The sequence below is a fragment of the Pseudomonas fluorescens genome (assembly GCF_018614775.1).
Classification (GTDB): domain Bacteria; phylum Pseudomonadota; class Gammaproteobacteria; order Pseudomonadales; family Pseudomonadaceae; genus Aquipseudomonas; species Aquipseudomonas fluorescens_BY.
In genome coordinates this window covers 1-24,554 of the sequence record NZ_JAGGOF010000066.1, presented here as the reverse complement: position 1 = coordinate 24,554, position 24,554 = coordinate 1, and the positions used below count along the sequence as shown (strand labels likewise).

The 24,554-nt window shown below is 63.7% G+C and carries 18 protein-coding genes and 1 pseudogene; 8 read left to right on the top strand and 11 right to left on the bottom strand.

Annotated elements, in window-relative coordinates:
- The 7 genes and pseudogenes from tssH to tssB all read right to left on the bottom strand — a co-directional run bounded on the left by tssH (position 1) and on the right by tssB (position 8,444).
- Positions 1-2,544, bottom strand: coding sequence for a type VI secretion system ATPase TssH (tssH, locus tag J7E36_RS17625; RefSeq protein WP_215005428.1), 2,544 nt, complete (start codon positions 2,542-2,544; stop codon positions 1-3).
- A gap of 1 nt (position 2,545) precedes the next feature.
- Positions 2,546-3,570, bottom strand: a pseudogene (gene tssG, locus J7E36_RS17620) (type VI secretion system baseplate subunit TssG).
- A complete protein-coding gene (gene tssF / locus J7E36_RS17615) occupies positions 3,534-5,324 on the bottom strand; it encodes a type VI secretion system baseplate subunit TssF (protein ID WP_215005425.1) in 1,791 nt (596 codons plus the stop codon). The pseudogene tssG and the gene tssF overlap by 37 nt, the downstream one beginning before the upstream one ends.
- The gene (tssE, locus tag J7E36_RS17610) at positions 5,308-5,751 is read right to left on the bottom strand and encodes a type VI secretion system baseplate subunit TssE (protein ID WP_215005422.1); all 444 of its coding nucleotides are present in this window, start codon (positions 5,749-5,751) and stop codon (positions 5,308-5,310) included. Before tssE ends, tssF begins: the two co-directional genes overlap by 17 nt.
- A 12-nt stretch (positions 5,752-5,763) precedes the next feature.
- On the bottom strand, positions 5,764-6,261 hold the full coding sequence (locus J7E36_RS17605; protein ID WP_014337905.1) for an Hcp family type VI secretion system effector: 498 nt from the start codon (positions 6,259-6,261) through the stop codon (positions 5,764-5,766).
- Between the two features lie 110 nt (positions 6,262-6,371).
- Complete coding sequence (tssC, locus tag J7E36_RS17600; protein WP_215005418.1) at positions 6,372-7,853, bottom strand: type VI secretion system contractile sheath large subunit; 1,482 nt, start codon at positions 7,851-7,853, stop codon at positions 6,372-6,374.
- Positions 7,854-7,883: 30 nt separating this feature from the next.
- Positions 7,884-8,444, bottom strand: coding sequence for a type VI secretion system contractile sheath small subunit (gene tssB / locus J7E36_RS17595; RefSeq protein ID WP_215005415.1), 561 nt, complete (start codon positions 8,442-8,444; stop codon positions 7,884-7,886).
- Between the two features lie 225 nt (positions 8,445-8,669).
- Between tssB and J7E36_RS17590 the strand changes: the two genes are divergently transcribed.
- From J7E36_RS17590 to tssA, 5 genes are read left to right on the top strand one after another with little or no spacing between them, the layout of a single operon-like run.
- Positions 8,670-9,122: a type VI secretion protein gene (locus J7E36_RS17590; RefSeq protein WP_215005412.1), complete on the top strand. Its 453-nt coding sequence runs from the start codon at positions 8,670-8,672 to the stop codon at positions 9,120-9,122.
- Positions 9,123-9,169: 47 nt separating this feature from the next.
- Positions 9,170-10,501, top strand: coding sequence for a type VI secretion system baseplate subunit TssK (gene tssK, locus J7E36_RS17585; RefSeq protein WP_215005409.1), 1,332 nt, complete (start codon positions 9,170-9,172; stop codon positions 10,499-10,501).
- Between the two features lie 18 nt (positions 10,502-10,519).
- On the top strand, positions 10,520-11,281 hold the full coding sequence (locus J7E36_RS17580) for a DotU family type IV/VI secretion system protein (RefSeq protein WP_215005406.1): 762 nt from the start codon (positions 10,520-10,522) through the stop codon (positions 11,279-11,281).
- Positions 11,278-15,138 (top strand): type VI secretion protein IcmF/TssM N-terminal domain-containing protein, encoded by a 3,861-nt coding sequence (locus J7E36_RS17575; protein ID WP_215005403.1) that lies wholly within the window; start codon positions 11,278-11,280, stop codon positions 15,136-15,138. The genes J7E36_RS17580 and J7E36_RS17575 overlap by 4 nt, the downstream gene beginning before the upstream one ends.
- Entirely contained in the window at positions 15,135-16,217 is a 1,083-nt protein-coding gene (gene tssA, locus J7E36_RS17570) for a type VI secretion system protein TssA (protein ID WP_215005400.1), read from the top strand. The genes J7E36_RS17575 and tssA overlap by 4 nt, the downstream gene beginning before the upstream one ends.
- A 34-nt stretch (positions 16,218-16,251) precedes the next feature.
- Here tssA and J7E36_RS17565 read toward each other — a convergent pair whose 3' ends face one another.
- Complete coding sequence (locus J7E36_RS17565; protein ID WP_215005397.1) at positions 16,252-17,205, bottom strand: 2-hydroxyacid dehydrogenase; 954 nt, start codon at positions 17,203-17,205, stop codon at positions 16,252-16,254.
- Between the two features lie 354 nt (positions 17,206-17,559).
- Here J7E36_RS17565 and J7E36_RS17560 point away from each other — a divergent pair, with 354 nt between their 5' ends.
- Positions 17,560-18,840 carry a serine/threonine transporter gene (locus J7E36_RS17560; RefSeq protein ID WP_215005394.1) on the top strand — a complete coding sequence of 427 codons (1,281 nt, stop codon included), beginning with the start codon at positions 17,560-17,562 and terminating at the stop codon, positions 18,838-18,840.
- Between the two features lie 233 nt (positions 18,841-19,073).
- Here J7E36_RS17560 and acnB read toward each other — a convergent pair whose 3' ends face one another.
- A complete protein-coding gene (acnB, locus tag J7E36_RS17555; RefSeq protein ID WP_215005515.1) occupies positions 19,074-21,683 on the bottom strand; it encodes a bifunctional aconitate hydratase 2/2-methylisocitrate dehydratase in 2,610 nt (869 codons plus the stop codon).
- Positions 21,684-22,091: 408 nt separating this feature from the next.
- Between acnB and J7E36_RS17550 the strand changes: the two genes are divergently transcribed.
- Positions 22,092-22,562 (top strand): DUF1289 domain-containing protein, encoded by a 471-nt coding sequence (locus J7E36_RS17550; protein ID WP_215005392.1) that lies wholly within the window; start codon positions 22,092-22,094, stop codon positions 22,560-22,562.
- Positions 22,563-22,585: 23 nt separating this feature from the next.
- On the opposite strand, the gene J7E36_RS17545 is transcribed toward J7E36_RS17550, so the two are convergent.
- Entirely contained in the window at positions 22,586-23,449 is an 864-nt protein-coding gene (locus tag J7E36_RS17545) for a universal stress protein (protein WP_215005389.1), read from the bottom strand.
- Between the two features lie 178 nt (positions 23,450-23,627).
- Between J7E36_RS17545 and J7E36_RS17540 the strand changes: the two genes are divergently transcribed.
- A complete protein-coding gene (locus tag J7E36_RS17540; RefSeq protein WP_215005386.1) occupies positions 23,628-24,233 on the top strand; it encodes a tRNA-(ms[2]io[6]A)-hydroxylase in 606 nt (201 codons plus the stop codon).
- A 210-nt stretch (positions 24,234-24,443) separates the two neighbouring features.
- Here the strand turns inward: J7E36_RS17540 and J7E36_RS25605 are convergent.
- The coding region (locus J7E36_RS25605) for a hypothetical protein (RefSeq protein WP_435304181.1) at positions 24,444-24,554 on the bottom strand (111 nt) is incomplete at its 5' end.

The window sequence follows — 24,554 nt, the reverse complement described above, 5'->3', positions numbered from 1 at the left end:
TTACTCCAACACCCACTCCGCCAACTTCCCCGTCACCTGGGTCATCAACACATTCTCGATATCCCGCGCCCCGGCCGCGCTGCACTTGGCGAGCACGGCCTTGACGATCCCCGCATCAAAGTCAAACGGCTTGCCGGTTGCGGCCTTGTAGCGGCCACGCAATTTTTCCAGCTTCGCCAGCACAATCCCTTCCAGCGTCGCCTCATCCAGCGGCCGATACGCCACCACCGTCATGCGCGCCAGAAACGCCGGGCGGAACGCTTGCAGCAGCACCTTGTGCAGGGCTTCGTTGAAGGCGTCAGTACCCAGTTGCGCGGTGGGCGTGTCCAGCAGCAGCTCGGCACCGACGTTGCTGGTGGCGAGCATCACGGTGTTCTTGAAGTCCACCACCAGGCCGGTGCCGTCTTCCATCAGGCCCTTGTCGAAGACGTTGTAGAACGCTTCGAGCACATCGGGGTGGGCTTTTTCGATTTCATCCAGCAACACCACCGAATAGGGCTTGCGCCGCACCGCTTCAGTGAGCACGCCGCCGCTGCCGTAGCCGACATAGCCGGGCGGGGCGCCTTTGAGTTGGCTGACGGTGTGGGCTTCCTGGTACTCCGAAAGGTTGATGCTGATCAGGTTGCGCTCGCCGCCGTACAAGGCATCGGCCAGGGCATAGGCGGTTTCGGTCTTGCCGACACCGGTGGGGCCCACCAGCAGGAACACGCCGACCGGTTTCTGCGGGTCGGTGAGGCCGGCGCGGTAGGCTTGCAGGCGTTGGGCGATGGTACTGAGCGCCGTGCCCTGGCCCATCACCCGTTGGCCCATGCGCTGGCCGAGCGTGCGCACGGCGTGGGCTTCGTCGGCGAGCATCTTGCCAACCGGAATACCGGTCCAGCCGGCGATCACGGCGGCGACGGTCTTGCTGTCCACCTGTTCGGGCACCAGGGGATCGTCCTGGCGGATGGCGTCGAGGCCGGCTTCCAGGCGCAGCAGCTCGGCGGCAAGATGGTCGATGCGGTTATCCACCTCGGTGTCGGCTTTTTCCGCGTCGGCGCGTTCGCTCAGGGCGAGCAGTTCGCGCCGCGTGTCGAGCAGTTCGCGCACCGCTTCACGCTCTTCGCCCCAGCGGGTTTCCAGCTCGCGGATGGCTTGCACGTTGCTGGCCGATTCGCCTTCCAACAGCGTGATTCGCTCGCGGTGGTCGAGGCCGGTGGCCTGTTCCCGGCGCAGGCGTTCGACTTCGTCCTTGAGGCTGTTCTGGCGGTGGCGCAGGCTTTCCAGTGGCGGCGGTACGTCGTGCTGGCCGAGGGCGACCCGGGCGCAGGCGGTGTCGAGTACGCTGATGGCTTTGTCCGGCAACTGGCGCCCGGAAATATAGCGGTGAGATAACTTCACCGCGTCGTGGATGGCCGCATCCAGCACCTGCACGCCGTGGTGCTGTTCCAGCTTGGTTGCCACGCCCCGAAGCATTTCCACGGCGGTGAGTTCGTCCGGCTCTTCGACCTGCACCAGTTGGAAGCGGCGCGCCAGGGCCGGGTCTTTCTCGAAATATTTTTTGTACTCCAGCCAGGTGGTGGCGGCCAGGGTGCGCAGCTCACCCCGGGCCAGCGCCGGCTTGAGTAGGTTGGCCGCATCGCTGCCGCCTTCAGCACCGCCCGCGCCGATCAACGTGTGGGCTTCGTCGATGAACAGGATGATCGGTTTTTCGGCGCTGCGTACCGCGTCGATCACGCCTTTGAGCCGTTGTTCGAATTCACCTTTGACACCCGCGCCGGCCTGTAACAGGCCGAGGTCGAGCACCCGCAGCGTGACTTCCTGCAACGACGGCGGCACGTCCCTGGCCGCAATGCGCAGGGCCAGGCCTTCCACCACGGCGGTCTTGCCGACGCCCGGCGCACCCACCAGGATCGGGTTGTTCTGCCGGCGCCTGAGGAGTATGTCGATGCACTGGCGAATCTCGCCGTCACGCCCGACGATCGGGTCGATGCGTCCGTCCCGGGCATCCGCAGTCAGGTCCTGGGTGTACTGGTCGAGAACCGGGTCCTGCTTGTGTGGCGCCTCGCCGGGTTTGGCCGGGCGGGCGCCGCCGACCTGTTCGCGGGAGTTTTCGGTCCATTCCAGCAGATGGCTGCGCAGGGCGTCCCGAGGAATGCGCAGCAGCGACGAGGCGCTGTTGAGCAGCAGGCTGCGGCGCTCGTCACGGTCCAGCAGGGCGAGCAGCAATAGCCCGGAACGGATGCTGTCCAGTCCGAGGACGCTGGCCTGGACCACGGCATCTTCCAGCAGGCCGATGGTTTGCGCCGACAGCGCCGGGGTGCGGGTGCTGCCGGATTTGAACAGGTCGAGGGCCTTGTTGGTCTCCGCCGCCACGGCGTCGCGCTCCAGGCCAAAGCGCGGCAGCAGGCAGGCGAAGTCGCCCCCCTCGATGTCCAGTAGCTCCAGTAGCAGGTGTTCGATTTCAACGTAATGATGACCGCGCTGCAGACAGCGTTGCGCGGCCCGCTCCAGGGCGCGGCGGTTATCCGGGTTGAGGCGTCCGATCAGGCTGGCCAGTTCCATTTCAGGCGATCTCCGGCTGACGAAGGCGGGTTTCGATGCACTGCACGGCCAGGCTCGGCTGGCGTTGCAAACCACCGTTCCAGTTCAGGCGTGGCGGTGCCTGGCGGTCAAGTCGTAGCGGCCCGGCGCCACGAACCAGCAGCACCAGCATGCAGTCCAGGTCAGGGCCGAAATACAGCGCATAGAGGCTGGCCAGCAGTGGATGCGTTTCGCCGTCGGGCAACAGGCCGCTGGCCTGGGCGGTGTTCAGCGGGCCGAGGGTCAGGCGCACACCGGCGTGTTCGTCCCAGACCCGGGTGCCGGCCACCGCCGAGCGGCCCAGGCATAAGTTGCGCCCACCGGGCTGCAAGCGGCTGCGGCTGGCGGGGGGGATCTCGCGCCAGCCGCCGGCGTAGGCGGTGAGTTCCACCGGCAGCCCGAACTGTTCACGGACGATGGCCGCGAACCCGGCCAGGGAGCGGCGGCCGTCGGCGTACAGCGCGGTGCAGGCCAGCACCGCGGAGTCGGGGGCGGCCTGGCGCTCTTGCAGGGCCTTGGGCAGCAGGCCGGTCAACGCGCGCAGTTGCGCTTGTACCGCGGATGAGCAGGCGCGGTGAAACCCAGGGCGATGCGGTGTTTGCGCATCACCTTGTAGAGCAGGCTCAGCAGGCGATGCTGGAACAGGTCGAGGAATTCCGCCGGCGCATGATCTCGCGCCCGCGCCCGTTGTTGCAGCCATTCCTGATAGGCGTAGGGCAGTGGGCCGTCCGGGCCGCCGAGGCCGAAGATCGGCGTGGTCAGGGTCGGCAGCGCGCCCGCTTCCTGGTCCAGTCGCTCGACCTCGCTGGCGGCGAACAATGGCGTCAGCGGCCCGCGCAGGCACACGGCTTCGGCATCCGGCGCGGTGCCGCTGCCGAGCGTTTCCGCCTGGGGGTGTTCGCGCTCCAGCAACAGCAAGGCCTGGAGCCATTCGAAGCATTGTGGATCGCGCCTCAGGCGTTGACTCAGGTTCAGAGCGCCAGGGGTTTGCCGGCTTGGGGTTGCCATGTCTTCACCTCCTTGTCGGACTGGACCAGTACGGTGCGTACGAAGCGATTGGCGGTGGCATAGAGGGAAAAGAACTGCGCCAGGACCCCGGAGAACAGCACGGCGCTGCTGCCGACGAAATGCTGCGGGTCCAGTTGCAGCCGCACTTCCAGGCCGTTGCGCCAGCCGCGCCAGGCGTCTTCGCCAACGTGGCCGATGACCCGCTCGCAACCCAGCCCCAGCACCCCTTCGATCTGGCGCCGGGCGCTGGCCTCGTCGCGCAGGTTGTGCAGCTCGAGGATCTCCCGCAGGGCGTCGAGTGCCTGGGGGCCTTCGACCAGTGACAAATGGTTGAGGGTCAATTGCGACACCAGTCGCCAGCGTGACTCGCCGTTCAGCCGCGGCAGGCTTTGCGGGCTGGGCGGGTTGCGCAGGCGCGCCCAGGCCACCGGGCCCGGGCGCTCGAAACCCAGCGGCGTGCCGGCCGGCAGGCTCTGGGCGAGGTGCCGGTTGGTGCAGAGCAATTCGGCGGTGAGGCTGTAGTCCCGGGTTTCGGCCAGGGGGTCGAATTGCGTGTCCACCAGGCTGACCATAAGATCGGTGCCCAGCCGGTTCGGGCTCATGCCGCTGACCCGCCGCGCATGCCAGTAGCACGTCTGATCATTGCCGTGCTGACTGCCGTAATAGGCCGGGACCTTGCGCACGCCACGGCTGGAGCTGGCCCGCATGCCACGGATGCTGTGGATCTCGACGCTGTTTTCCCGATGACTGTCGGCCACCAGGCGGTATTCGCTGCGGGTGCCGTCCGGGCGCAGGGGCTCGGAGGTCCTGGGAAACAGGTTGATCACCGGGGCGCAGCCAAGGGCGATGTCGCTGGCCTGGAGTGGCAGGCGACTGGCCGGGGCACGGTCGAAAACGATGTACAGGTACAAGGACTGGCTGTCGCTGGTTGCCCCGGCCAGGGGAAGATCGAAGAAGCCGAATTTATCGGGGAAGGCAAAATACTCGGCCAGCAGGCGCATGCCCGGGTGCACGCCGTCTTCGTCCGGGAGCAAGGCCTGGTCACTGGCGAAACCGACGATTCGCGGCAAGCCGGCCAGCGGTTCCGGCACGCTGCCCGGCGGCCCGGCCAGGACTTTGATCGCGTGAGCACCGAGCAGGTCGTAGAGCCAGGCGTTGATCATCGGTGAGGCCGCCAGGTGCACCCGCAACTGCTCGATCCCCAGCGTCGACCACTGGCTTTCCCCCAGGCAACGCAGGTTCAGGCGCAGTGCAGAACGGGCCTGGACCACCCCGGTCAGCGCCTGGGCTTCGTCGCTGCCCAGCAGCAGCGCTTCGCTGATTTCCAGCGGCCACAGGTGAACCGCGGCAGTGGTGCGAAAATGCACGCTCTGGCCCGTATCGGTGGTGACGAATAACGGTGTGTCGCGAGGCAGTGGATAACCCTCGTTGAGGTTGCCTTTGCTCGGGTCGGGTTCGAATTGCACGATGGCGCAAGACGGGAGAGGGCGCATGGCCAACGGGTAAAGCTGTTCGAGCAGGGCGTCGCTGAACTCGGCATAGTCGTCGTCCAGCCGGCGTTGCAAGCGTGCGGCAAGCAGCGCGAAACCTTCCAGCAGACGTTCGACGTGGGGGTCTTGGCATTCTCCGGGTGACAACTCCAGGCGTCGGGCGACCTTGGGGTAACGTTCGGCGAACTGGTTACCGGCATGGCGCAGCCAGGTCAACTCACGCTGGTAATAGTCCAGCAGTTGCGGGTCAATCGAGTCGCTCATGGCGTACCTCAAGGCCGTCGCCGGCCTGCTCGATGACAAAGGCCACCGGCCAGGCATGTGGGTCGCCACGCAGTTCACCCAACAACCGTATACACAGTTGCTGCGGATGACCGGGCACCGGGCAGACCTGCACCTCGCCCAGTCGCAGGCGAGGTTCGAAGTGAGTGATGGCTTGGCGAATTTCCCGGGTCAATTGGCGGCGGTCATCGCTGCGCTGTTGTTGCAGCGCGGTCCAGTCGGCGATGCCGTAGTCGAGGATGCTCGGCGGATCGGTCAGCGCCCGTGGCCCGCGTCGGGTGTTGAACAGGCGCAGCAGTTCGGCATGGACCGAATCCTGCAGCGCCTGTCGATCGAACACCCGGCCAGCGTCGTCCGCCGGGCTGGCCAGGCGTTCGAACAGCGGCGGGCGAAACCCGAAGCCAGCCATGGCGCGGCCTCCTTACTTGGTCATCTTGTTGGCCGCCAGGTCCCAGGTCGTGCCCGCCGTGCCTTCCTTGGTGCCGTCGTCTTTCTGGGCAGTGAGTTCCCATTTGATCTTGGTGAAGTTCAGCGACAGGGTTTCCACCGGTTTGCCGCCCGTGCCGCCACTGACACTGACGTTGGACAGCACCACGTTGGTGAGGGTGTAGACGATAAACGGCATGATCTGGCCGCTGCCTTCGGCGGCATTGCGACCGATGGTGATGACGGCTTGGGGGATCGGTTTACCGGCGCAGCAGTACTCGTTGAGCGAGGGGGTGGAACTGTCGATGAATTTGGTCAGGGTAAATTCGCCGATGTGCGGACGGCCGGAGGTGCGCTCCGAGTTGCTGACGTCGTTGGTGACTTGCATCGCCACGTTGTGGCTGTAGGACATGACTTCGATCTTGTCCGTGAAGCCCTCCAGCAGGCTGTCGCCCTTGATGTCGCCGCCGAGGTCGAGAATGATTGCATCCATTGTGTGGAACTCCAGAAAAAGAGGTACCGATTGGTTAAGGGCAAGCATGTAATCCATGGCGAGGGAGCCAGCTCCCTGGCCATGGATTTCTCTGTCACGGTCCTATGCCGTCAGGCTGCAACCGGTGGCGGCAAGGTCGCCACCAGGCGGATCGAGGCGGTCAGTTCCTCAAGCTGGAAGTGCGGCCGCAGGAACACCGTCGCCTTGTACGCCCCGGGCTTGCCGGCCACCTCCGTCACGTCCACCCGCGCTTCGCGCAGCGGGTACTGCGCCTTGATTTCCTGTGGCGCGTTGTCGTTGATCAGCACGTAGTCGGCGATCCAGTTGTTGAGGTATGTCTGCACGTTGTCGCGGGTCATGAAACTGCCGACCTTGTCGCGCATGATCACCTTCAGGTAATGGGCAAAGCGCGAGGCCGCGAGCACGTAGGGCAACATCGCCGAAATGCGTGCGTTGGCGTTGGCCTCGTTGGTGTTGTAGAGCTTGGCCTTGTTGGTGGTCTGGCCGCCGAAGAACACCGCCACGTCGCTGTTTTTCTTGTGGCACAGGGAAATGAAACCGAGGTCGTTGAGCTCTTTTTCGCGGCGGTCGGTGATCGCCACTTCGGTCGGGCATTTGAGTGACAGGTCCCCGGAACTGGTGCGAAAGGTATGGGCAGGCAAGCCTTCCACCGCGCCACCGCCCTCGGCCCCGCGAATCGCCGCGCACCAGCCGTATCTGGCGAAGGCTTCGGTGATGCGTTGCGACAGCGCCCAGGCCGCGTTGCCCCAGAGGTATTTGCTGTGGTCGGTGCCGTTGACGTCTTCGACGTAGTTGATGCCTTCCACCGGCAGGGTGTCCGGACCATAGGGCAGGCGCAGGAGGAAGTGTGGCAGCACCAGGGACACGTAGCGCGAGTCTTCGCTTTCACGGAACGAGCGCCACTTGATCAATTCCTGGCTTTCGAAAATTTTCGACAGGTCCCTGGGTACCGCCAGCTCGGTGAAACTGGTCATGTCGAACAGCCGGGGGCTGGCGGCGGCAATGAACGGTGCGTGAGCCGCCGCCGCAACGTTGGAAAGTTTTTCCAGCAGGCCGATGTCCTGTGGGTGTCGGCCGAAGGTGTAGTCACCCACCAGCAGGCTGAACGGGTGCCCGCCAAAGGTGCCGTATTCTTCTTCATAGATTTTCTTGAACAACGCGCTCTGGTCGAATTCGACGGCTTTTTCCAGGTCGTTCTGCAGTTCTTTCTGGGTAACGTTGAGCAGGCGCAATTTGAGCCGGGTGCTGGTTTCGGTGTTCTGCACCAGCAAGTGCAGACCGCGCCACGAGGCTTCGAGTTTCTGCAGCTCGGGGTGGTGCAGCACTTCGTTGAGCTGAGCGCTGATCAGCTGGTCGATCTGGCTGATGCGGTCGTTGATCATCGCCACGGTGTCCTTGTCGATGGCCATGCCTTCGTCGAGGACCTGGGTGGCGAATTCGGCCAGCATGTCGCGGGCGTAGTCCTGCTGGCTGTCGTCGTGGGCCATGCGGCCCTCGGCGATGATCTTGTCCAGCAGGGACAGGGTCTGGGTCGTGCTCTCGCTGGTTTGAGCGCTGGATGAAGCAGGCATGGCTGTATCTCCCTTGAATGATGAGCGCGATCAGGCCTGTGGTTCGGCGGGGGCCGGGTCATCGTTGGCGGCCACGGCGGGCAGTTCTTGCGGTGCGTCCTGGGGCCGGGCCGACTTGATCTCTTGCAGGCCTTCGGTGTTGGCGATCACGTCACGCAGCAGCTTGTCGAGGTCGTCGTTGCCGTCGAGCTTGGTCAACAGGTCCCGCAGCCGCTGGCGGGCTTCGAACAGGCGCCGCAGCGGCGTGACCTGCTCCACGACCTTGACCGGGTCGAAGTCATCGATGTGGCGGAAGTTGAGTTCGATGTTGAGCTTGCTGTCATCGCCGCTGAGGGTGTTGTTCACCTGGAGCGTGGCGCGGGGGGCGATGGAGGCGAGGACTTCGTTGAAATTGTCGCGGTCGATTTCCGTGAAGCGCCGCTCATTGAGCTTGGGCAGCGGGTCCAGTGGCTTGCCCGAGAGGTCGGCCAGAATGCCGACCACCAGTGGCAATTCTTTTTTCTCGATGGCGTTGCCGATTTCCACGTCGTAGGTGATCTGGACGCGGGGAGGGCGGATTCTGTCGAGCTTGTGCTGGGTACTTTCTGCCATGGCGGCCGACTCCAATGCATGTGGGGAGCAATGCATCGGGAGGCCCGCTCATCGCAATCCCTTGCTGATCCGCAGGTTGCAAATGGAGGGCAGAAGACCTGTCATTCCCTTGACGAACCTGGTGCATTCGGCCGTGCTGGCCGAACTACCCAAGACGCTAGAACAGGTCTATAAAAATGCAAGCGAAAACAATTTTTGACCCCTGCCCGAAAAGGAAAATTCATTTTGCGTGTCTTTTTGTTCGGATTTTTCCTGAGCCTGACGCTCACCGGTTGCTCGCTCTTCGCGCCCAGTGTCGACCTCGACAACCTGACCCTGGATGTGGCTTCCGGCGCCAACGACAACACGCCGATCGCGGTGGATTTTATCGCGGTGAACGACCCGGACCTGCTCAAGCAGCTGTCGGGTATCACCGCCAGCCAATGGTTTGCCGAGCGCGAACAGTTCCAGCGCGACTATCGTCAACTCATGGCTGTGTGGGGGCTGGAGCTGGTGCCGGGGCAATTCATCGACCGCCAACCCTTCCCGCTGGAGGGCCGGCGCGCCGCTGGACTTTTGGTCTTCGCCAGCTATAACACTCCCGGAGCCCACCGGCTTCGGCTGGACGATCAGCGCAAGGCGTGGCTGAAGTTCGAAAGTCGTGAGATGACCCTTGTCAACGATGACAAGGCGCAGTGACCGCGGGCCGCTCCGGGCGGCGACATTGGGATGGCGAAGGGAGTCGTATGAGTCTGTTACCTGACGCGGTGTGCTGGCATGAGGGCATGCAGTTGCTGCCCCAGCATTTTCAATTGCAAGGGCTGCGCGCCGAAGCCCTGGCCGCGCATTTTGCCGGTGCCTGCAATCCGTGGTTCTGGGGTGTCAGCCAACTGGACGTCGATCCCTCGGCCCTGAGCGCCGGTCAGGTGCGGTTGCTGCAACTGCAAGGCACCTTGCCGGATGGGCTGCCGGTGAACCTGCAAGCCGGTGTCGGGCCGACGCTGGAGTTGGACATCAGTGAGGCGGTCAACAAGACCGACGACGCCACTGTGACGGTGTACCTGGCGATCAGCCCGCTGTGGCGAGCCGGGCAATTGCTGCCACTCAAAGGGCGCTTGCAGTCGGTGGTCGGCGACGCACTGCCGGACCTCACCAGTGGCGAGTTTCCCGAGTTGATCACCGTCTGGCGGCCGAACCCGAGGCTGTGCACCCAACTGAGCAAGGCCGATTCTATCTGCCTGCCACTGTTGCGCATTCGCAAGGAAGGCGGCGGTTTCTGGCGGGTGCCCTATACGCCACCGACCCCCGTGCTGTTGCCGGAGTCGCTGCTCGGTCGACGCATCGTCGGGCTGTGCGCGCGGGCACGGGAAAAATGCATGTTTCTCGCCGGCCGGTTGCGTCAGGCCCAGGCGGCCGGTAACCAGGACGATGCCATGGAGATCCGCCGGCAACTGACCGCGTTGTGGGCGCGGCTGCCGGAAGTCGAGGGCGCCCTCAACACCCGGGTGGCGACCCCGCAGTCGCTCTACGGTTTGCTGCTGGGGCTGGCCGGCGCGTGGTCGGCCCTCGATCCGCTGGCCGGCGTGCCGGCCTTTGCCGCGTTGGATTTCCTTGAGTTGCAGCGTGGCTACGAGCCGCTGCTCGACTGGCTGGAAACCACCCTGGAATTGATCCGCGCCGGTTATCGCAGCCTGGCCTTCGAGCGCAATGAACAGGTCTTCTCGATCCAGTTGCCCGACGACCAGCCGAACCAACGCCTGGTGATCGGCCTGCGCATGCCCAACGGCGCCAGCGAGCAGGCGGCGGGCGAGTGGCTGCGCGGGGCAATCATTGCGTCCGCGCCGCACATCGCGCTGCTGAGCCGACAACGCATGAGCGGTCTGCCCCATCAGGCCATGGGCCGCAATGAACAGGTCGCCTACAGCGTCGGCGACGACACCCGCCTGTTTGTGGTGGCCGCCAGCGGACAATGGTTCGACGGGCAGTTACCACTGCATATCGTCGCCCCGGCGTCGGCCCAGGCCAGCAGCCCGTGGCAAGTGGTGTTGTTCGTGGCACAAACCGCTGAAAGTGCCTGATCGCGCAAGGGGAGTCGTATGCCAGACGGAAGTGGCGGGACGGTTCGGGGTCTGCATGAGGCGCCGCTGAGCAGCGCTTTTCGCCAGGCCTGGCTGAAGTGGTCCCAGGAGTGGCAGGACCTGCCCAAGGACAGCGACCCTGCGGTGCTGGTCAACCGCGTGGTGGAGTTTTCCGGGCGCTGTGCCCAGCGCCTGTGGCGAGTGGCGTTCGCCACCGTCGGCGACGCCGCCACCGAGCAGGTCAAGTCGGTGGTCTATGCCTTTGTCGCACTGGTGGACGAAACCTTGCTGTTCACCTCCTGGCCGGGGCTGCTCGCCTGGCAACAGCATCCTCTGGAATCGCGCATGTATGCCAGTCGCCAGGCCGGCGAACGCTTGCCCGCAGCGATCAAGAAACTGTTGGATGAGCAGATGCCCGGTACCCGCGACCTGGCGAATGTCTACCTGCAATGCCTGATCCTCGGCTTCCAGGGCCGACTGCGTGGCGAGCCCGGCCAGGTCCAGCATGAAAAATGGCGGTTGGCGCTGTTCACGTTCGCCTGGCAGCACGAACCCGATTTTGTCGATGTCAGCCAGCGCCTGGCGCTGTCGTCGGCGGCGGTGCCGGTGCGGATGCCCGCGCAGCAATCAATGCCGGACGGGTTGCGCCTGGGTCTGGCAATCCTGGCGATGGTGGCGTTGCTGACCGGGTTGGGGCACGTGTTCTGGCGGGACATCCGTGCGGAGCTGGAACCGGTGCTGCAGTTGAACGAGTCGGTGGTTCAGGAGCAGGATTCATGAGCCCCTTGAGCATCGTCGCGCTGGTGGTGCTCGCCATCCTCCTGGTGCTGTTGATCGTGGCCGTGATCGGGTGGCTGCGCACCCAGGGCGGTGCGGCGATCCGCAGTTTCTATGGGGCGGTGCGCCACATGGAACAGGAGCAGGGCGTCCGTGATCGTTACCAGATGCCCTGGCTGATGATGCTCGGCAATGAAGCCGATGGGGCCCAGTTGTGTGCCCAGTGGCGCTTGCAACCGACGGACAAGGCGGCGTGGTTCGGGCGCTGGTGGTCGGATGCCGAAGGCGCGGTACTGGTGGTGCCCCAGGCGCTGTTTTTGCCCGATGAGGGCATGAACCGGCAACGGGGCAACTGGTGGCGCCTGATAGGGCTGCTCCTGCGCTTGCGCAGCAAACGGCCATTGGACGCGGTGATCTGGACCGTTCCGTTCGACCGGCTCGAGGACATCGAACACACCGCCGACCTCAGCTTGAAGGTTCGCCGCTGTTTTATTGACCTCCTGCAACGGTTTGGCCTGAGCTTGCCGGTGTACGTGGTGATCACCGGCATGGAGGCATTGCCGGGGTTCCAGGAACTGGTCAGTGCCTTGCCCGCCGAGGCCCGGGAATCGACGTTGGGCTGGTCGTCGCCTTATTTGCCTGACGCGGCGTGGCAGTCGCAATGGGCTGACCAGGCGCTGGACCAGGTCAATGCCGCGCTCTCGCAATCGATCATCGAGATCGGTGCGCTGTCCGGCCAGTTGGGTCCCGATCTTTATGGCTTGCCCGAGCGTTTCGAAGGCTTGCGGCGGGCCTTGCAGATCCTCCTGGAACCGGTGTTCCAGGGCAACGCCCAAGGCGAGGCGCCGCGTTTTCGCGGGGTGTACTTCACCGCCAGCCAGGCGCCGGCCGCTGGCGCGGACGGGTTGGCCGCCAGCGACAGCACCCTGCGCCAGACTGTGTTCGCCCGGCAGTTGTGGTCGCGGCGGCTGGTGGCCGAACATGGCCTGGCCCAACCGGTGCCGCGTCTGTTGCGCTTGCGCCAGCGCTGGCACCGGTTGGCCGGCGGGGTGGCGCTGGTGGTGGGATTGCTCTGGATGGGGGGCATGGTCTGGGTCTGGCGGGATTCGGTGGAGCAGGCCGAGGAGCTGTCGCAGCTGATCCTCAGCACCCACAAGAACCACTGGGTGATCGACCCTGACAAGCCGCAACTGGAGCCGACCCGGCACAACGTGCAGAACTATTGGAACATGCTGGAGAAAGCCCCGCGCTGGCGCTTCGTCTCGGTGGTGTTTCCCACCTCCTGGTTCTCCTCGGTGGACACCCAATTGGAGGATGGCTTGCGCCTGACCGCCCGGCATCATTGGGTACTGCCCTTGCGTGACCTGTTGGCGGCGGACCTGGAACAGCTCAAGGCCATCCGCAACACCGAGCGCCGCGGCAACGTGCAAAGTGAGGACCCGTCGCAATGGCAAAGCTACGTGAAGGCCAAGGAACTGGTGGAACTCGCCGTGCGCCTGGAACAGCACAACCAACTCTTCAGCCAGGCGGTGAACAACCCCAAGGCGCCGCTGGATGAACTGGTGCAACTGAGCGACAACGCTCTGTCGTTGAATCTCAACACGGGCACCTTGAGCCGGGCGCGGTTCTACAACCGGATTCTGTTCGACGCCCAGAATACCGATCTGAAAGGCCTGGACCTGAACGCCGCGCGACCGTTGATCTCCGACAATTTCACCGGCCTGATGCAGCGTTGGCTGGATCACTATTTCCTGGCGGACAACTTCGTGCGCCAGGCCGGCTATCTCAAGCTGCACCTGCAACGGCTGGAGGCCGGTGGTGGCAACTCCTTGAGCGAGCTTGAAGACCTGATGGCGCTGATCGACGACTTGCAGACGCTGGTCAGCCTGACCAACTCGGCGTGGAGCCGCGGCAAGGGCCAGGACCTGGTACCCGGTTACGCACAATTGATGGACAAGGTCAGCCACAGCAGCTTGCTCGGGCCGGACGTCGAGCAGGACCTGGAAAGCCAGGCGGCCAAGTTGCAGCAAAGCTTTCGCGACCAATGGATTGTCCAGACCGGCTCCCGGGACAATCTGCTGGTACAGCAGGGCAGCGGCTTGCTGGTGTTGCAGGATTACATCACGGCGCTGGACGGCGCTGTGCAAGCGTTGTTCAAGCGGGATTTCGTCGCGCTGGCCTTGCAGAAGGATCCTTCGGACAGCAGCTCCGGCGCGCTGGGCCAGGGCGACGGTAGCGATGATTTCAGTGTCGCCCTCAACTACTTCGCCAGCTACAAGAGCTACGCCAATGAAGAGCTGTCGCGCATCCCGCCGGACTACCGCGACGCGCTGATGCAGGCGGCGGAAAGCGCCGTGGCCCGGGCGATGTGGTTGAGCCTGGATGAAAGTGACGAACAGTTGCCCGGCATGGCCTTCAACGTGCAAACCACCCAGGCGGTTGCCCTGCAGAAAGCGTTCATGGACCTGCATCGCAGTGATCTGGCCACGCGTTTTCAGCGCTTGTTGAATCGCCGGGCCTTGGCGCAGATCAAGAGCGGCCAGCAGGAGATCGAGGCCCAGCCGCTGTTCGGTCAGCGGGCCGATGTCCAGCGTTGGAACGGTTCGAAGAACTTCGGCTTGCAGTTGTACGGTGCAACCGATCCTCAAGACCTGAAACTGAACCTCAACCAGCAGTTCGCCGCCATGCTGCAGATCGCCGAGCAACGGATGCCGGCGCTGGAATGGCTGATCGTCCAGCAGGACAACCTGTCGGCGCTGGAGCACGACCAGGTGTCACGGTTCATGGCCCTCAATGACGAGTTACTCAAATACAAGAGTCAGAACCCGGCCAGCTCGGCGGCGCAGTTCGAGCAGTTGGTGAGCCGGGATTTCATCGAGATGGACACGGCGTCCTGTGCACAGATCCTGCAAACCTCCAACCTGTCCGGCGGGCGCGGTGATGTGGCCCAACGGGCGGTGGCGCTGCAACAGAGTGCCCTGCAACGTTGCCTGTACTTGCAGCAGAACCAGGCGGCGACGGCCTGGAATGATCTCGCCAACTACTTCAACCAGTACCTGGCCGGGCGCTTTCCGTTTTCCCAGGATGTACGGGCCAGCGATGCCGACCCGGCGCGGGTGCAGCGGTTACTGGAGTTGATCGACACGCGCCTGCCCTTGGCCCAGGCCGGGCTGACGTTGAGCCAGACGCAGGACCGTTTGGCCGCCGAAGATTTTCTCAACCGTTTGAAACAGGCCGGCACCTGGCTCGGGCCGCTGTTCGTGCGGGACAAGAGCGGCCTTCTCGGCGTGGAAATGGACGTGCGCTGGCGCACCGATCGCGGGGAAGAACGCGGCGCCGACCAGGTGATTGCCTGGGGCTTGAACGCCGGCAACCAGCAGATCAGCTACCCCGGTGACGCTCAGCAGAACCTGCGCTGGATGGTCGGGCAGCCCGTGAGCCTGACGTTACGCTGGGCCCGCAACGGCTACCAGCGTCCGGCCAACGACCCGTTGCAACCGAACCTGGTGGTGCGTGACCTGGAAGCGGGTTGGCAATACCAGGGACCGTGGTCGTTGCTGCGCCTGATGCGTTCGCTGGTGTCGGTACAACGTCAGCCAAACGTTGACTACACCGACTTTCCTCTGACGTTGCAGCTACCGGTCATCGCCCGGAATCCGAGCCCGGTCCAGAACCCGGCCCAAACCCTGGCCCAGACCAGCACCGCGCAGCAAACACTGATGTTCGTGCGCCTGTCATTGATGAGCCAGGGGTCGAAGTTGCCGCTGTCGATCCCGCCATTGCCGAGCCGGGCACCCCGCTCACCTTTCATGGCGACCTCATCGACGCCCGCTATCGCCACTCGTGAGGAGGCCCCGTGAGCTTGCCGATTACCCCATTGCCGGAACGGGTCACGCAGTTGTTGGAGCCGCTCGGTGTGCAAGCGCCCTGCGGCCAGGACCTGCGCTACGATGCGGAGTATGACCAGTTGCGCGAGTTGCGCCGCGAGGACGACACCAGCCTGCCCACCGGCGTCTGGCAGTCTTCGATCAAGCGCGCCCAATGGCCAGAGCTGGAACAGCTCGCCACCACGCTGTTGCTGGAGCGCAGCAAGGACCTGATGATCAGCGCCTGGCTGGGGGAGGCCTGGCTGCACCTGGCCGGGCTGGAGGGGTTGCCGGGCAGTCTGGCGCTGGTGGCAGGTCTGTGTGAGCGCTATCCCGAACATTTGCATCCCCAGGCCGACGACGGCGACCAATCCTGGCGGGTGATTCCGTTGGAGTGGCTGGCCCGGCGCTATAGCGAAGTGTTGCTGACGCGGGTGCCATTGTTCGACGGTCGCGACCAGGCCTTCGCCGGTTTCTGCCTGGACGACTGGCAACGCTTGCAGCGCCAGCAGGTGGTGGGCAACGACAGTAAGAATGCCAAGGCATCGGCCGAAGCCGCGCGCACCGAGCAAAAGAAGCTCAGCGAGCTGATTCGCACCACGCCGTTGTCATTCTGGTTGCATCGCCAGGGCAGCCTGATGCTGAGCCTGCAACACTTGCAACGGCTCGAAGCCTGGAGCGATGCCTACCTGGGTCATCAGGCGCCGAGCTACAAATCCCTGCAAGGCGTGATGCAGGCCCTGTTGGCGTTGGTAGAGGAGTTCATCGCGATGCATCCACAGCAACCCAGCGTCGTGCCGGTGCACGGCGCACCAACGGGAACCACCTCGGCCGATCTGCCACCGGTTGCACTTGCCCAGGACTTCCGGGAACCGGCCAGCCGCGAAGAAGCCTATCGACAACTGCTGGTCATCGCCGGCTACCTGGCGCGCACCGAACCCCACAGCCCGGTGCCTTATCTGATCCGACGGGGCGTGGAATGGGGGAACAAGCCGCTGAGTGAACTGCTCGGCGAACTGATCAGCGCCGACGCGGAATCCCGGCGGTTGTGGACGTTGCTTGGGGTTCTTTGAGTCCGTGGCGAGGGAGCAAGCTCCCCAGCCACGGTCAATTGTAGGGTTCGGGCAGCGGGACGGGTGTCAGCACCGGCTTGCCGGCGAAGAACGCGCCGAGGTTCTGGCCCACCAGCTCGACGGTGCCACGGGTGGCTTCCGGCGACAGGCCGGCCACGTGGGGTGTGAGGACGACGTTGGGCAGGTTTTTCAGCGCGTCCGGCACCTCGGGCTCGTGATCGAAAACATCCAGGGCCGCGCCGGCGATCCGTCGTTGTTCCAGGGCGCTGATCAGGTCGGCGGTGGCAACCACGCTGGCCCGGGCGATGTTCACCAGGAAGCCGTTCGGCCCCAGGGCATCGAGCGCTTGTTTGTTGATCAACTGCCGGGTATCCAGGCCGCCTGGCGTGGCAACGATCAGGAAGTCCGAGGCCCGTGCCAGTTCCGTAGGCGTGGCGCAGAAGGTGTAGGGCACGTCGTTGCGCATCCGGCGGTTGTGGTAGCTGACGCTCATGTCGAAGCCCAGGGCGGCCCGTTTGGCAATCGCCATGCCCACCGCGCCCAGGCCCAGCACGCCCAGGCGCTTGCCGGCCAGGGAAGGGCGCATGACCTTCGCCCATTCGCCCCGGCGTACGCAGGCGTCGGCCCGGGGAATGTCGCGCACCAGCGCCAGCAGCAGCGCCATGGCGTGGTCGGCCACCGAAGAGGCGTTGACCCCGGCGCCGTTGGTCACCACGATGCCGCGATTGCGCGCAGCGTGCAGGTCGACCTGCTCGTAGCCCGCGCCGATCACGCAAATGATCTGCAGGTTGGGCAGGGCGGCGATTTCTTCGGCCGTCAAACCCAGGGGACCACGGGTCAGCACTGCGTTGAATCGTTCGCCGTGTTCGAGGATCGCCGTCTTGCGCTCGGCGGGCGTCGGCGCCAGCTCCAGGTGATAGCCCTGGCGCTCCAGGATCGGCAGGTATTCATTGACGGTTTCAACCAGTACCAGGACGGTGACGGGCATGCTGGGCTCCTGTGGGAAATTCAGGCAAGACCCGGTGGGAGCGAGCCTGCTCGCGATAGCGGTGTACCAGTCGATAGGATGTTGACTGACGCGCCACCATCGCGAGCAGGCTCGCTCCCACAGGTTTTGTGCGTTCTGTGCTGAGTGTAGGAGCTGGCGTAAAGCGGCGATAGCTGCGCTGCCTTGCTCCGAAGCATTTTTGCTACCTCCCACCACCACTCCTCAGCTAAGCCTTTGCTTCTGCTCATTAATCCCTGACAATCGCGCCCCTGTTTCGGCCAGGGCGCTGCCTGTCGGGTTTTTCCGACTCGTCCCGGCCGGGTGCACGTGACCGGACAGCGGAGATCCGACCGGATGAATGATCAGGCCAATAGCGTCGAAGAGCGCTTTGAAACGACAGTCCCAGCCACCCTCAGCCAATGGAGCCGGCAGGACACCACCTGGATGCTTGGTTTGTTTGGCACCGCCATCGGTGCGGGCACGCTGTTTTTACCGATCAATGCGGGCCTCGGCGGTTTCTGGCCGCTGCTGATCCTGGCGGTGCTGGCGTTCCCCATGACCTTCTACGCCCACCGGGGCCTGACCCGGTTCGTGCTGTCCGGCCGTGATGGCGCGGACATCACCGAGGTGGTGGAAGAGCATTTCGGCCTCAAGGCCGGCGCGTTGATCACCTTGCTGTACTTCTTTGCCATTTTCCCGATCCTGCTGATCTACAGCGTGGCGCTGACCAATACCGTGGGCAGCTTCCTGGAGCACCAGTTGCACATCCAGCCGCCCCCTCGTGCGGTGCTGTCCCTGGTGCTGATCCTCGGCCTGCTGACGGTGGTGCGTTGCGGCGAGCAGGCGATCGTCAAGGCCATGAGCCTGATGGTCTACCCATTCATCGTCGCGTTGCTGTTCCTGGCGGTGTTCCTGATTCCGCACTGGAATGGCGGCATCCTGACCACGGCGTCCACGTTGCCTGAGCCTTCGGCGCTGCTGCAGACCCTGTGGCTGGCCATCCCGGTGATGGTGTTCTCGTTCAACCACTCGCCGATCATTTCGGCGTTTGCGGTGGACCAGAAGCGTCGCCATGGTGTCAACGCCGAGGCGCGCAGCGCGCAGATCCTGTCGCGCGCCCACCTGCTGATGGTGGTGATGGTGCTGTTCTTCGTGTTCAGCTGCGTGTTGACCCTGTCCCCGGCGCAATTGGCCGAGGCCAAGGCGCAGAACCTGTCGATCCTGTCGTACCTGGCCAACCATTTCAGCAACCCGACCATTGCCTTTGCCGCGCCGTTGATTGCGTTCGTGGCCATTTCCAAGTCGTTCCTCGGCCACTACATCGGTGCGAGCGAGGGCCTCAAGGGGTTGATCGTCAAGAGCGGCCGTCGCCCGGCAGCCAAGACCCTGGATCGCCTCACGGCGGCGTTCATGCTGGTGGTGTGCTGGGTCGTTGCCACGCTCAACCCGAGCATCCTGGGCATGATCGAAACCCTCGGCGGCCCGGTGATCGCGGCGATCCTGTTCCTGATGCCGATGTACGCCATCCGCAAAGTCCCGGCCATGGCCCGCTACCGCGGCCAGGCGTCGAATGTCTTTGTGGTGATGGTGGGGTTGGTGGCGATCACGGCGCTGGTCTATTCCCTGACGGCCTGAGCTCACGATAGTGGCATGTCAGCTGCAATGGATGTGGCTGACACGCCGCCATCGCGAGCAGGCTCGCTCCCACAGTGGTTCTGAAGTGTTGTCGAGATTTGCGCCCTCCCTCAATCCCTTGTGGGAGCGAGCCTGCTCGCGATAGCGGTGGTTCGGCTTGCACCGAAATGACAGGCATAAAAAAACGCCGCCCCTCGTGAGAAGGGCGGCGTTTTCAGTCGAGCGTCTGAGCCTTAGGCTTGGACGACCGGGATGTTGGCGTTTGCAGCGGCTTCACGGAACTCGGCGATCTGGTCGAAGCTCAGGTAGCGGTACACGTCCGCTGCCATGCTGTCGATCTTGCCGGCGTATTCCATGTACTCCTCGACGGTCGGCAGGCGACCCAGGATCGATGCCACGGCTGCCAGCTCGGCCGATGCCAGGTAGACATTCGCGCCGTCGCCCAGACGGTTCGGGAAGTTACGGGTCGACGTCGACACCACGGTGCTGTTCGGCTCGACGCGTGCCTGGTTACCCATGCACAGCGAGCAGCCTGGCATTTCCATGCGAGCGCCGGCCTTACCGTAGATGCCGTAGTAGCCTTCTTCGGTCAGTTGGTGAGCGTCCATCTTGGTCGGCGGCGACAGCCACAGACGGGTTGGCAGCTGACCCTTGACCTGATCCAGCAACTTGCCGGCGGCGCGGAAGTGACCGATGTTGGTCATGCACGAACCGATGAACACTTCGTCGATCTTCTCGCCAGCAACGCTGGAGAGCAGACGGGCGTCGTCCGGGTCGTTCGGCGCGCAGAGCACAGGCTCGCTGATGTCGGCCAGGTCGATTTCGATGACTTCGGCGTATTCGGCGTCGGCATCGGCTTCCATCAGCTCAGGGTTGGCGATCCAGGCTTCCATCGCCTGGGCACGACGTTCCAGGGTACGGGCATCGCCGTAGCCTTCGCCGATCATCCAGCGCAGCAGGGTGATGTTGGACTGCAGGTACTCGGTGATCGATTCTTTCGACAGCTTGATGGTGCAGCCGGCAGCCGAACGTTCGGCCGAGGCGTCGGACAGCTCGAAAGCCTGTTCCAGCGTCAGGCCTTCCAGGCCTTCGATTTCCAGGATGCGGCCGGAGAAGGCGTTTTTCTTGCCTTTCTTCTCGACAGTCAGCAGGCCGTTCTGGATCGCGAAGTAAGGGATGGCATGAACCAGGTCACGCAGGGTGATGCCAGGTTTCATCTTGCCTTTGAAGCGCACCAGGATCGATTCCGGCATGTCCAGCGGCATGACGCCGGTGGCTGCGGCGAACGCGACCAGGCCCGAACCGGCCGGGAACGAGATGCCCATCGGGAAACGGGTGTGCGAGTCACCACCGGTACCAACGGTGTCCGGCAGCAGCATGCGGTTCAACCACGAGTGGATGATGCCGTCGCCCGGACGCAGGGAAACGCCGCCGCGGGTCATGATGAAGTCAGGCAGGGTGTGGTGGGTGGTCACGTCGATCGGCTTTGGATACGCCGCGGTGTGGCAGAACGACTGCATCACCAGGTCAGCGGAGAAGCCCAGGCACGCCAGGTCTTTCAGTTCATCACGGGTCATGGGACCGGTGGTGTCCTGGGAACCCACGGTGGTCATCTTCGGTTCGCAGTAGGTACCAGGGCGCACGCCTTGGCCTTCTGCCAGGCCGCAGGCCTTGCCGACCATCTTCTGCGCCAGGGTGAAACCCTTGGTGCTTTCGGCAGGGGCTTCGGGCTTCTTGAACAGGTCGAACGGCGGCAGGCCCAGCTCGGCACGTGCCTTCTCGGTCAGGCCACGGCCGATGATCAGCGGGATACGACCGCCGGCACGGACTTCGTCCAACAGGACCGGGGTCTTCATTTCGAAGGTGGTGATGACTTCGTCGGTACCGTGCTTGCAGACCTTGCCAGCGTGCGGGTACAGGTCGATCACGTCGCCCATGTTCATGTTCGACACATCGAATTCGATCGGCAGGGCGCCGGCGTCTTCCATGGTGTTGTAGAAAATCGGCGCGATCTTGCTGCCGAAGCAGAAGCCGCCGGCACGCTTGTTCGGCACGTACGGGATGTCGTCGCCGAAGAACCACAGCACCGAGTTGGTGGCCGATTTACGCGAGGAGCCGGTACCGACCACGTCACCGACGTAGGCGATCGGGAAGCCCTGGCCGCGCATTTCCTCGATCTGCTTCATCGGGCCGGTCTTGCCTTGCTCGTCCGGAACGATGCCGTCACGGGCCATTTTCAGCATGGCCAGGGCGTGCAGCGGGATATCAGGACGCGACCAGGCGTCTGGCGCCGGGGACAGGTCGTCGGTGTTGGTTTCGCCGGTGACCTTGAACACCCGCAGGCTGATCTTGTCGGCCAGTACCGCGCGCTTCTTGAACCACTCGCCATCAGCCCAGGATTGCAGCACGGCCTGGGCGTGAGCGTTGCCGTTCCTGGCTTTTTCAGCCACGTCGTGGAAGGCGTCGAACATCAGCAGGGTGTGCTTGAGCTCCGCGGCGGCCACGGGCGCCAGCTCGGCGTCGTCCAGCAGCTCGACCAGGGTCACGATGTTGTAGCCGCCCTGCATGGTGCCCAGCAGCTCGACGGCGCGCTTCTTGTCCAGCAGAGGGGATTGGGCCTGACCCTTGGCCAGGGCGGACAGGAAGCCGGCCTTGACGTAGGCGGCTTCGTCGACGCCAGGCGGAACGCGATTGGTGATCAGGTCAACGAGGAAAGCTTCTTCGCCCGCCGGAGGATTCTTCAGCAGCTCGATCAGGCCTGCGGTTTGTTCGGCGTTAAGCGGCTGGGGAACGATACCCAGTGCTGCGCGCTCTTCGATATGTTTGCGGTAGGCTTCAAGCACAGTTATTACCCTCATCAGTGGTCCCAAATGGGTGTCCGGGACGCTCATCCAGAAACCCGCGGTATGCCTGCGCGTCTGGGGGCTTTTTGAGCCACCACGCCAGGGTTTCCGGGGTTCCTCACAGAAGCTGCTTTCAAAGTTTTACGCCTGCAGAACGGGGAGCTGATGAGGGTTGGCGTAGGGCTTTCCCCGCTGGAAAGACCCTTCGCCAACACCGCTCTGAAGGAACGACTGTGCTCGTGACGCTTTGAAAACAGCTTCTAACGGACATTGGCGCCTTAAAAGGCTGGCTGATTCTACGGCAAAAAAAAATTAAAGGTAAGTTCGGCCGGGAAGTTTGAGGGGTGATCAATCTTAGACAAAGGGCTAACATGCCAGCCTGTCCTGTTTTTGCGTGCGCGTTTCCTTATGCCCAACCAGCTCATCAAGACCCCTTGCGTCGGCCTTTGCTCCACTGTCTACGGTGACCTGGTGTGCCGCGGCTGCAAGCGGTTCCACCATGAAGTGATTCACTGGAACGGCTACAACGAGGACGAGAAGCGCGCGGTGTGGATGCGGTTGGAGCAACTGCTGGTGCAGGTGATGGTGGCCAAGCTGGAGGTGTTCGACCCCGGCCTGCTGCGCCGGCAACTCGAGGATCGCAAGATCCGCTTCGTGCCGCACCAGTCGGAGTACTGCTGGGCCTATCAGTTGATCGCCCGGGGCGCGCGGGTCATCAACAACCTTGAGGCCTATGGGATGGTGCTGATGCCGGAATTTCGCGACTGGGAACTGCCGGACCTGCGCGACGCCATCGATCGGGAATTCTTCCTCCTGTCCGAAGCCCACTACCAGCGCTACATTGCGCCGGGGTTCCTGAAGGATGCGTTTGGCGGCTGACAGGTGAGCTTTCGTGGCAAGGGTCAGTGCTTGACTGTCAGCTCCACCAGATGATCCTCCACCTCCTGCGGCTTGAGCACCAGTACGTCACTTTCCAGGGTATCGAGCACAGCTTCGGCGGTGTTGCCGATCAAGGCGCCCGATAACCCGGAGCGTGCCACCGTACCGATCACTGTCACCGCCGCCTGCAGCTTGTGGGCCATGAATGGTATCAACACATCCGCCGGGCCTTCTTCGATGTGCAGATGCTGGTCATCGATGTCGAATTCGGCCTGGAACGCCCGACATTGTTCGCGATAACGGGCCTCGATGGTTTCCTTGAGCTGGAAGGTCGGGTCGGCCGCCGAAAGCATCGGCGACGGGTGCGCGCTGATGACGTGCAGGTGCGCCTTGGCCAGGCTGGCGATGTCGTAGCCATGGTCAATGATGGTGGTGTGCAGGTGCCGGTGCTCACCATCGGCATTGCCCACGTCAACCGCCGCCAGGATCACTTTGTCCTTCCACGAACCCGAGGTCTTCACCAGCAGCACCGGGGTCGGGCAATGACGCAGCAGTTTCCAGTCCGCCGGGGTCAGCAGGGCTTTTTTCAGCGGGCTGTCGGGGAAGTGCTGCTTGACGACCAGGCCGCACCCTTCGGCCTGTTGCACCTCGATGATGGTTTCATGAAGGCTTTCATTCCAGGCCTGTTCGGTGGTCACGCTGTAGCCGTCCGCCAGCAACCCGGCTTTCAGCACGCTGAGCAGGCCGGCATGGTCGTGTTTCTTGTCGCAGACCAACAGGTGCAGGTGGGCCTGGGTCACGCCGGCGATCAGTTTGGCACGCTTGAGCGCCAGGCTTTCCGCGTGTTCGGGTTCGATGACCACCAGGATGCTGCGAATGGCTTGCATGATCGGCGTCTCCAGCAATGAAAGGGCGTGGCGTTGCTCAACTATAGTTGGTGTGGGGCAGTCTAGTGGTTGTGGCTGGGCCGTCGACTTGATGCATATCAACGCCCGTGACTGGTGGTCTGGGGACAGGCCGGTATAATCGGCGCCCTTCGCTCGATTACCTTTGCCCGTGAGCCCCATGATCCTTCCCGAAATCCACGAGTTCCTTGGCTGCCGCACCCCCGACGGCTGGGTCCAGGCCGCATTGGCCGATCAGGAAACGTTACTGATCGACCACAAGAACTGCGAGTTCAAGGCCGCCAGCACCGCCCTGAGCCTGATCGCCAAGTACCATTCCCACGTCGACCTGATCAACCTGATGTCGCGTCTTGCCCGGGAAGAACTGGTCCATCACGAGCAGGTCATGCGCCTGATGAAAAAGCGCAAGATCGGCTTGCGCCAGCTATCCGCCGGGCGTTACGCCTCGGGTCTGCGCAAAGTGGTGCGCAGCCACGAACCGGTCAAGCTGGTGGACACCCTGGTGGTCGGCGCCTTCATCGAAGCGCGCAGTTGCGAGCGTTTCGAGGCCTTGGTGCCACACCTGGACGAAGAACTGGGCAAGTTCTATTTCGGCCTGCTGAAAAGCGAGGCCCGGCATTTTCAGGGTTATCTGAAACTCGCCTACCAGTACGGCGACGCCAAGGACATCGCCCAGGTGATCGACAAGGTGCGCGAGGCCGAGCGGGACCTGATCGAATCGCCGGACGTGGAGTTTCGTTTTCACAGTGGTGTGCCGGCGCTGTAGTCCTGCGTTGAGCGTGATGATGCCATCGCGAGCAGGCTCGCTCCCACAGGGAATTTGCTGGGGACTGATCCTCAGGGAGCGCTGAAGATCCAATGTGGGAGCGAGCTTGCTCGCGATGGCGTCGGCACTGCCAGCTTCAATGCAAGCTGATCCACCGCCATCGCGAGCAAGCTCGGCTCCCACAGTTTCAGGGTGGGCGCCATGTATGTGTCAGGCGCGAGGGTCCTCTTCCAGGGCGAGCAAAGTGTCGATCCGCGCCGGGCTGAACGGCGGGCGTGGCGTTGGCGGTGTCCAGCCGAACAGATGTTCCAGCGCCGCGCC

What these genes read in the sequence shown, in the direction of transcription:
- tssH (WP_215005428.1), bottom strand. Translation starts at nt 2,544, where the DNA reads ATGGAACTGGCCAGCCTGATCGGACGCCTCAACCCGGATAACCGCCGC.
- tssF (WP_215005425.1), bottom strand. Translation starts at nt 5,324, where the DNA reads ATGAGCGACTCGATTGACCCGCAACTGCTGGACTATTACCAGCGTGAG.
- tssE (WP_215005422.1), bottom strand. Translation starts at nt 5,751, where the DNA reads ATGGCTGGCTTCGGGTTTCGCCCGCCGCTGTTCGAACGCCTGGCCAGC.
- J7E36_RS17605 (WP_014337905.1), bottom strand. Translation starts at nt 6,261, where the DNA reads ATGGATGCAATCATTCTCGACCTCGGCGGCGACATCAAGGGCGACAGC.
- tssC (WP_215005418.1), bottom strand. Translation starts at nt 7,853, where the DNA reads ATGCCTGCTTCATCCAGCGCTCAAACCAGCGAGAGCACGACCCAGACC.
- tssB (WP_215005415.1), bottom strand. Translation starts at nt 8,444, where the DNA reads ATGGCAGAAAGTACCCAGCACAAGCTCGACAGAATCCGCCCTCCCCGC.
- tssK (WP_215005409.1), top strand. Translation starts at nt 9,170, where the DNA reads ATGAGTCTGTTACCTGACGCGGTGTGCTGGCATGAGGGCATGCAGTTG.
- J7E36_RS17580 (WP_215005406.1), top strand. Translation starts at nt 10,520, where the DNA reads ATGCCAGACGGAAGTGGCGGGACGGTTCGGGGTCTGCATGAGGCGCCG.
- J7E36_RS17575 (WP_215005403.1), top strand. Translation starts at nt 11,278, where the DNA reads ATGAGCCCCTTGAGCATCGTCGCGCTGGTGGTGCTCGCCATCCTCCTG.
- J7E36_RS17565 (WP_215005397.1), bottom strand. Translation starts at nt 17,205, where the DNA reads ATGCCCGTCACCGTCCTGGTACTGGTTGAAACCGTCAATGAATACCTG.
- J7E36_RS17560 (WP_215005394.1), top strand. Translation starts at nt 17,560, where the DNA reads ATGAATGATCAGGCCAATAGCGTCGAAGAGCGCTTTGAAACGACAGTC.
- J7E36_RS17550 (WP_215005392.1), top strand. Translation starts at nt 22,092, where the DNA reads ATGCCCAACCAGCTCATCAAGACCCCTTGCGTCGGCCTTTGCTCCACT.
- J7E36_RS17545 (WP_215005389.1), bottom strand. Translation starts at nt 23,449, where the DNA reads ATGCAAGCCATTCGCAGCATCCTGGTGGTCATCGAACCCGAACACGCG.
- J7E36_RS17540 (WP_215005386.1), top strand. Translation starts at nt 23,628, where the DNA reads ATGATCCTTCCCGAAATCCACGAGTTCCTTGGCTGCCGCACCCCCGAC.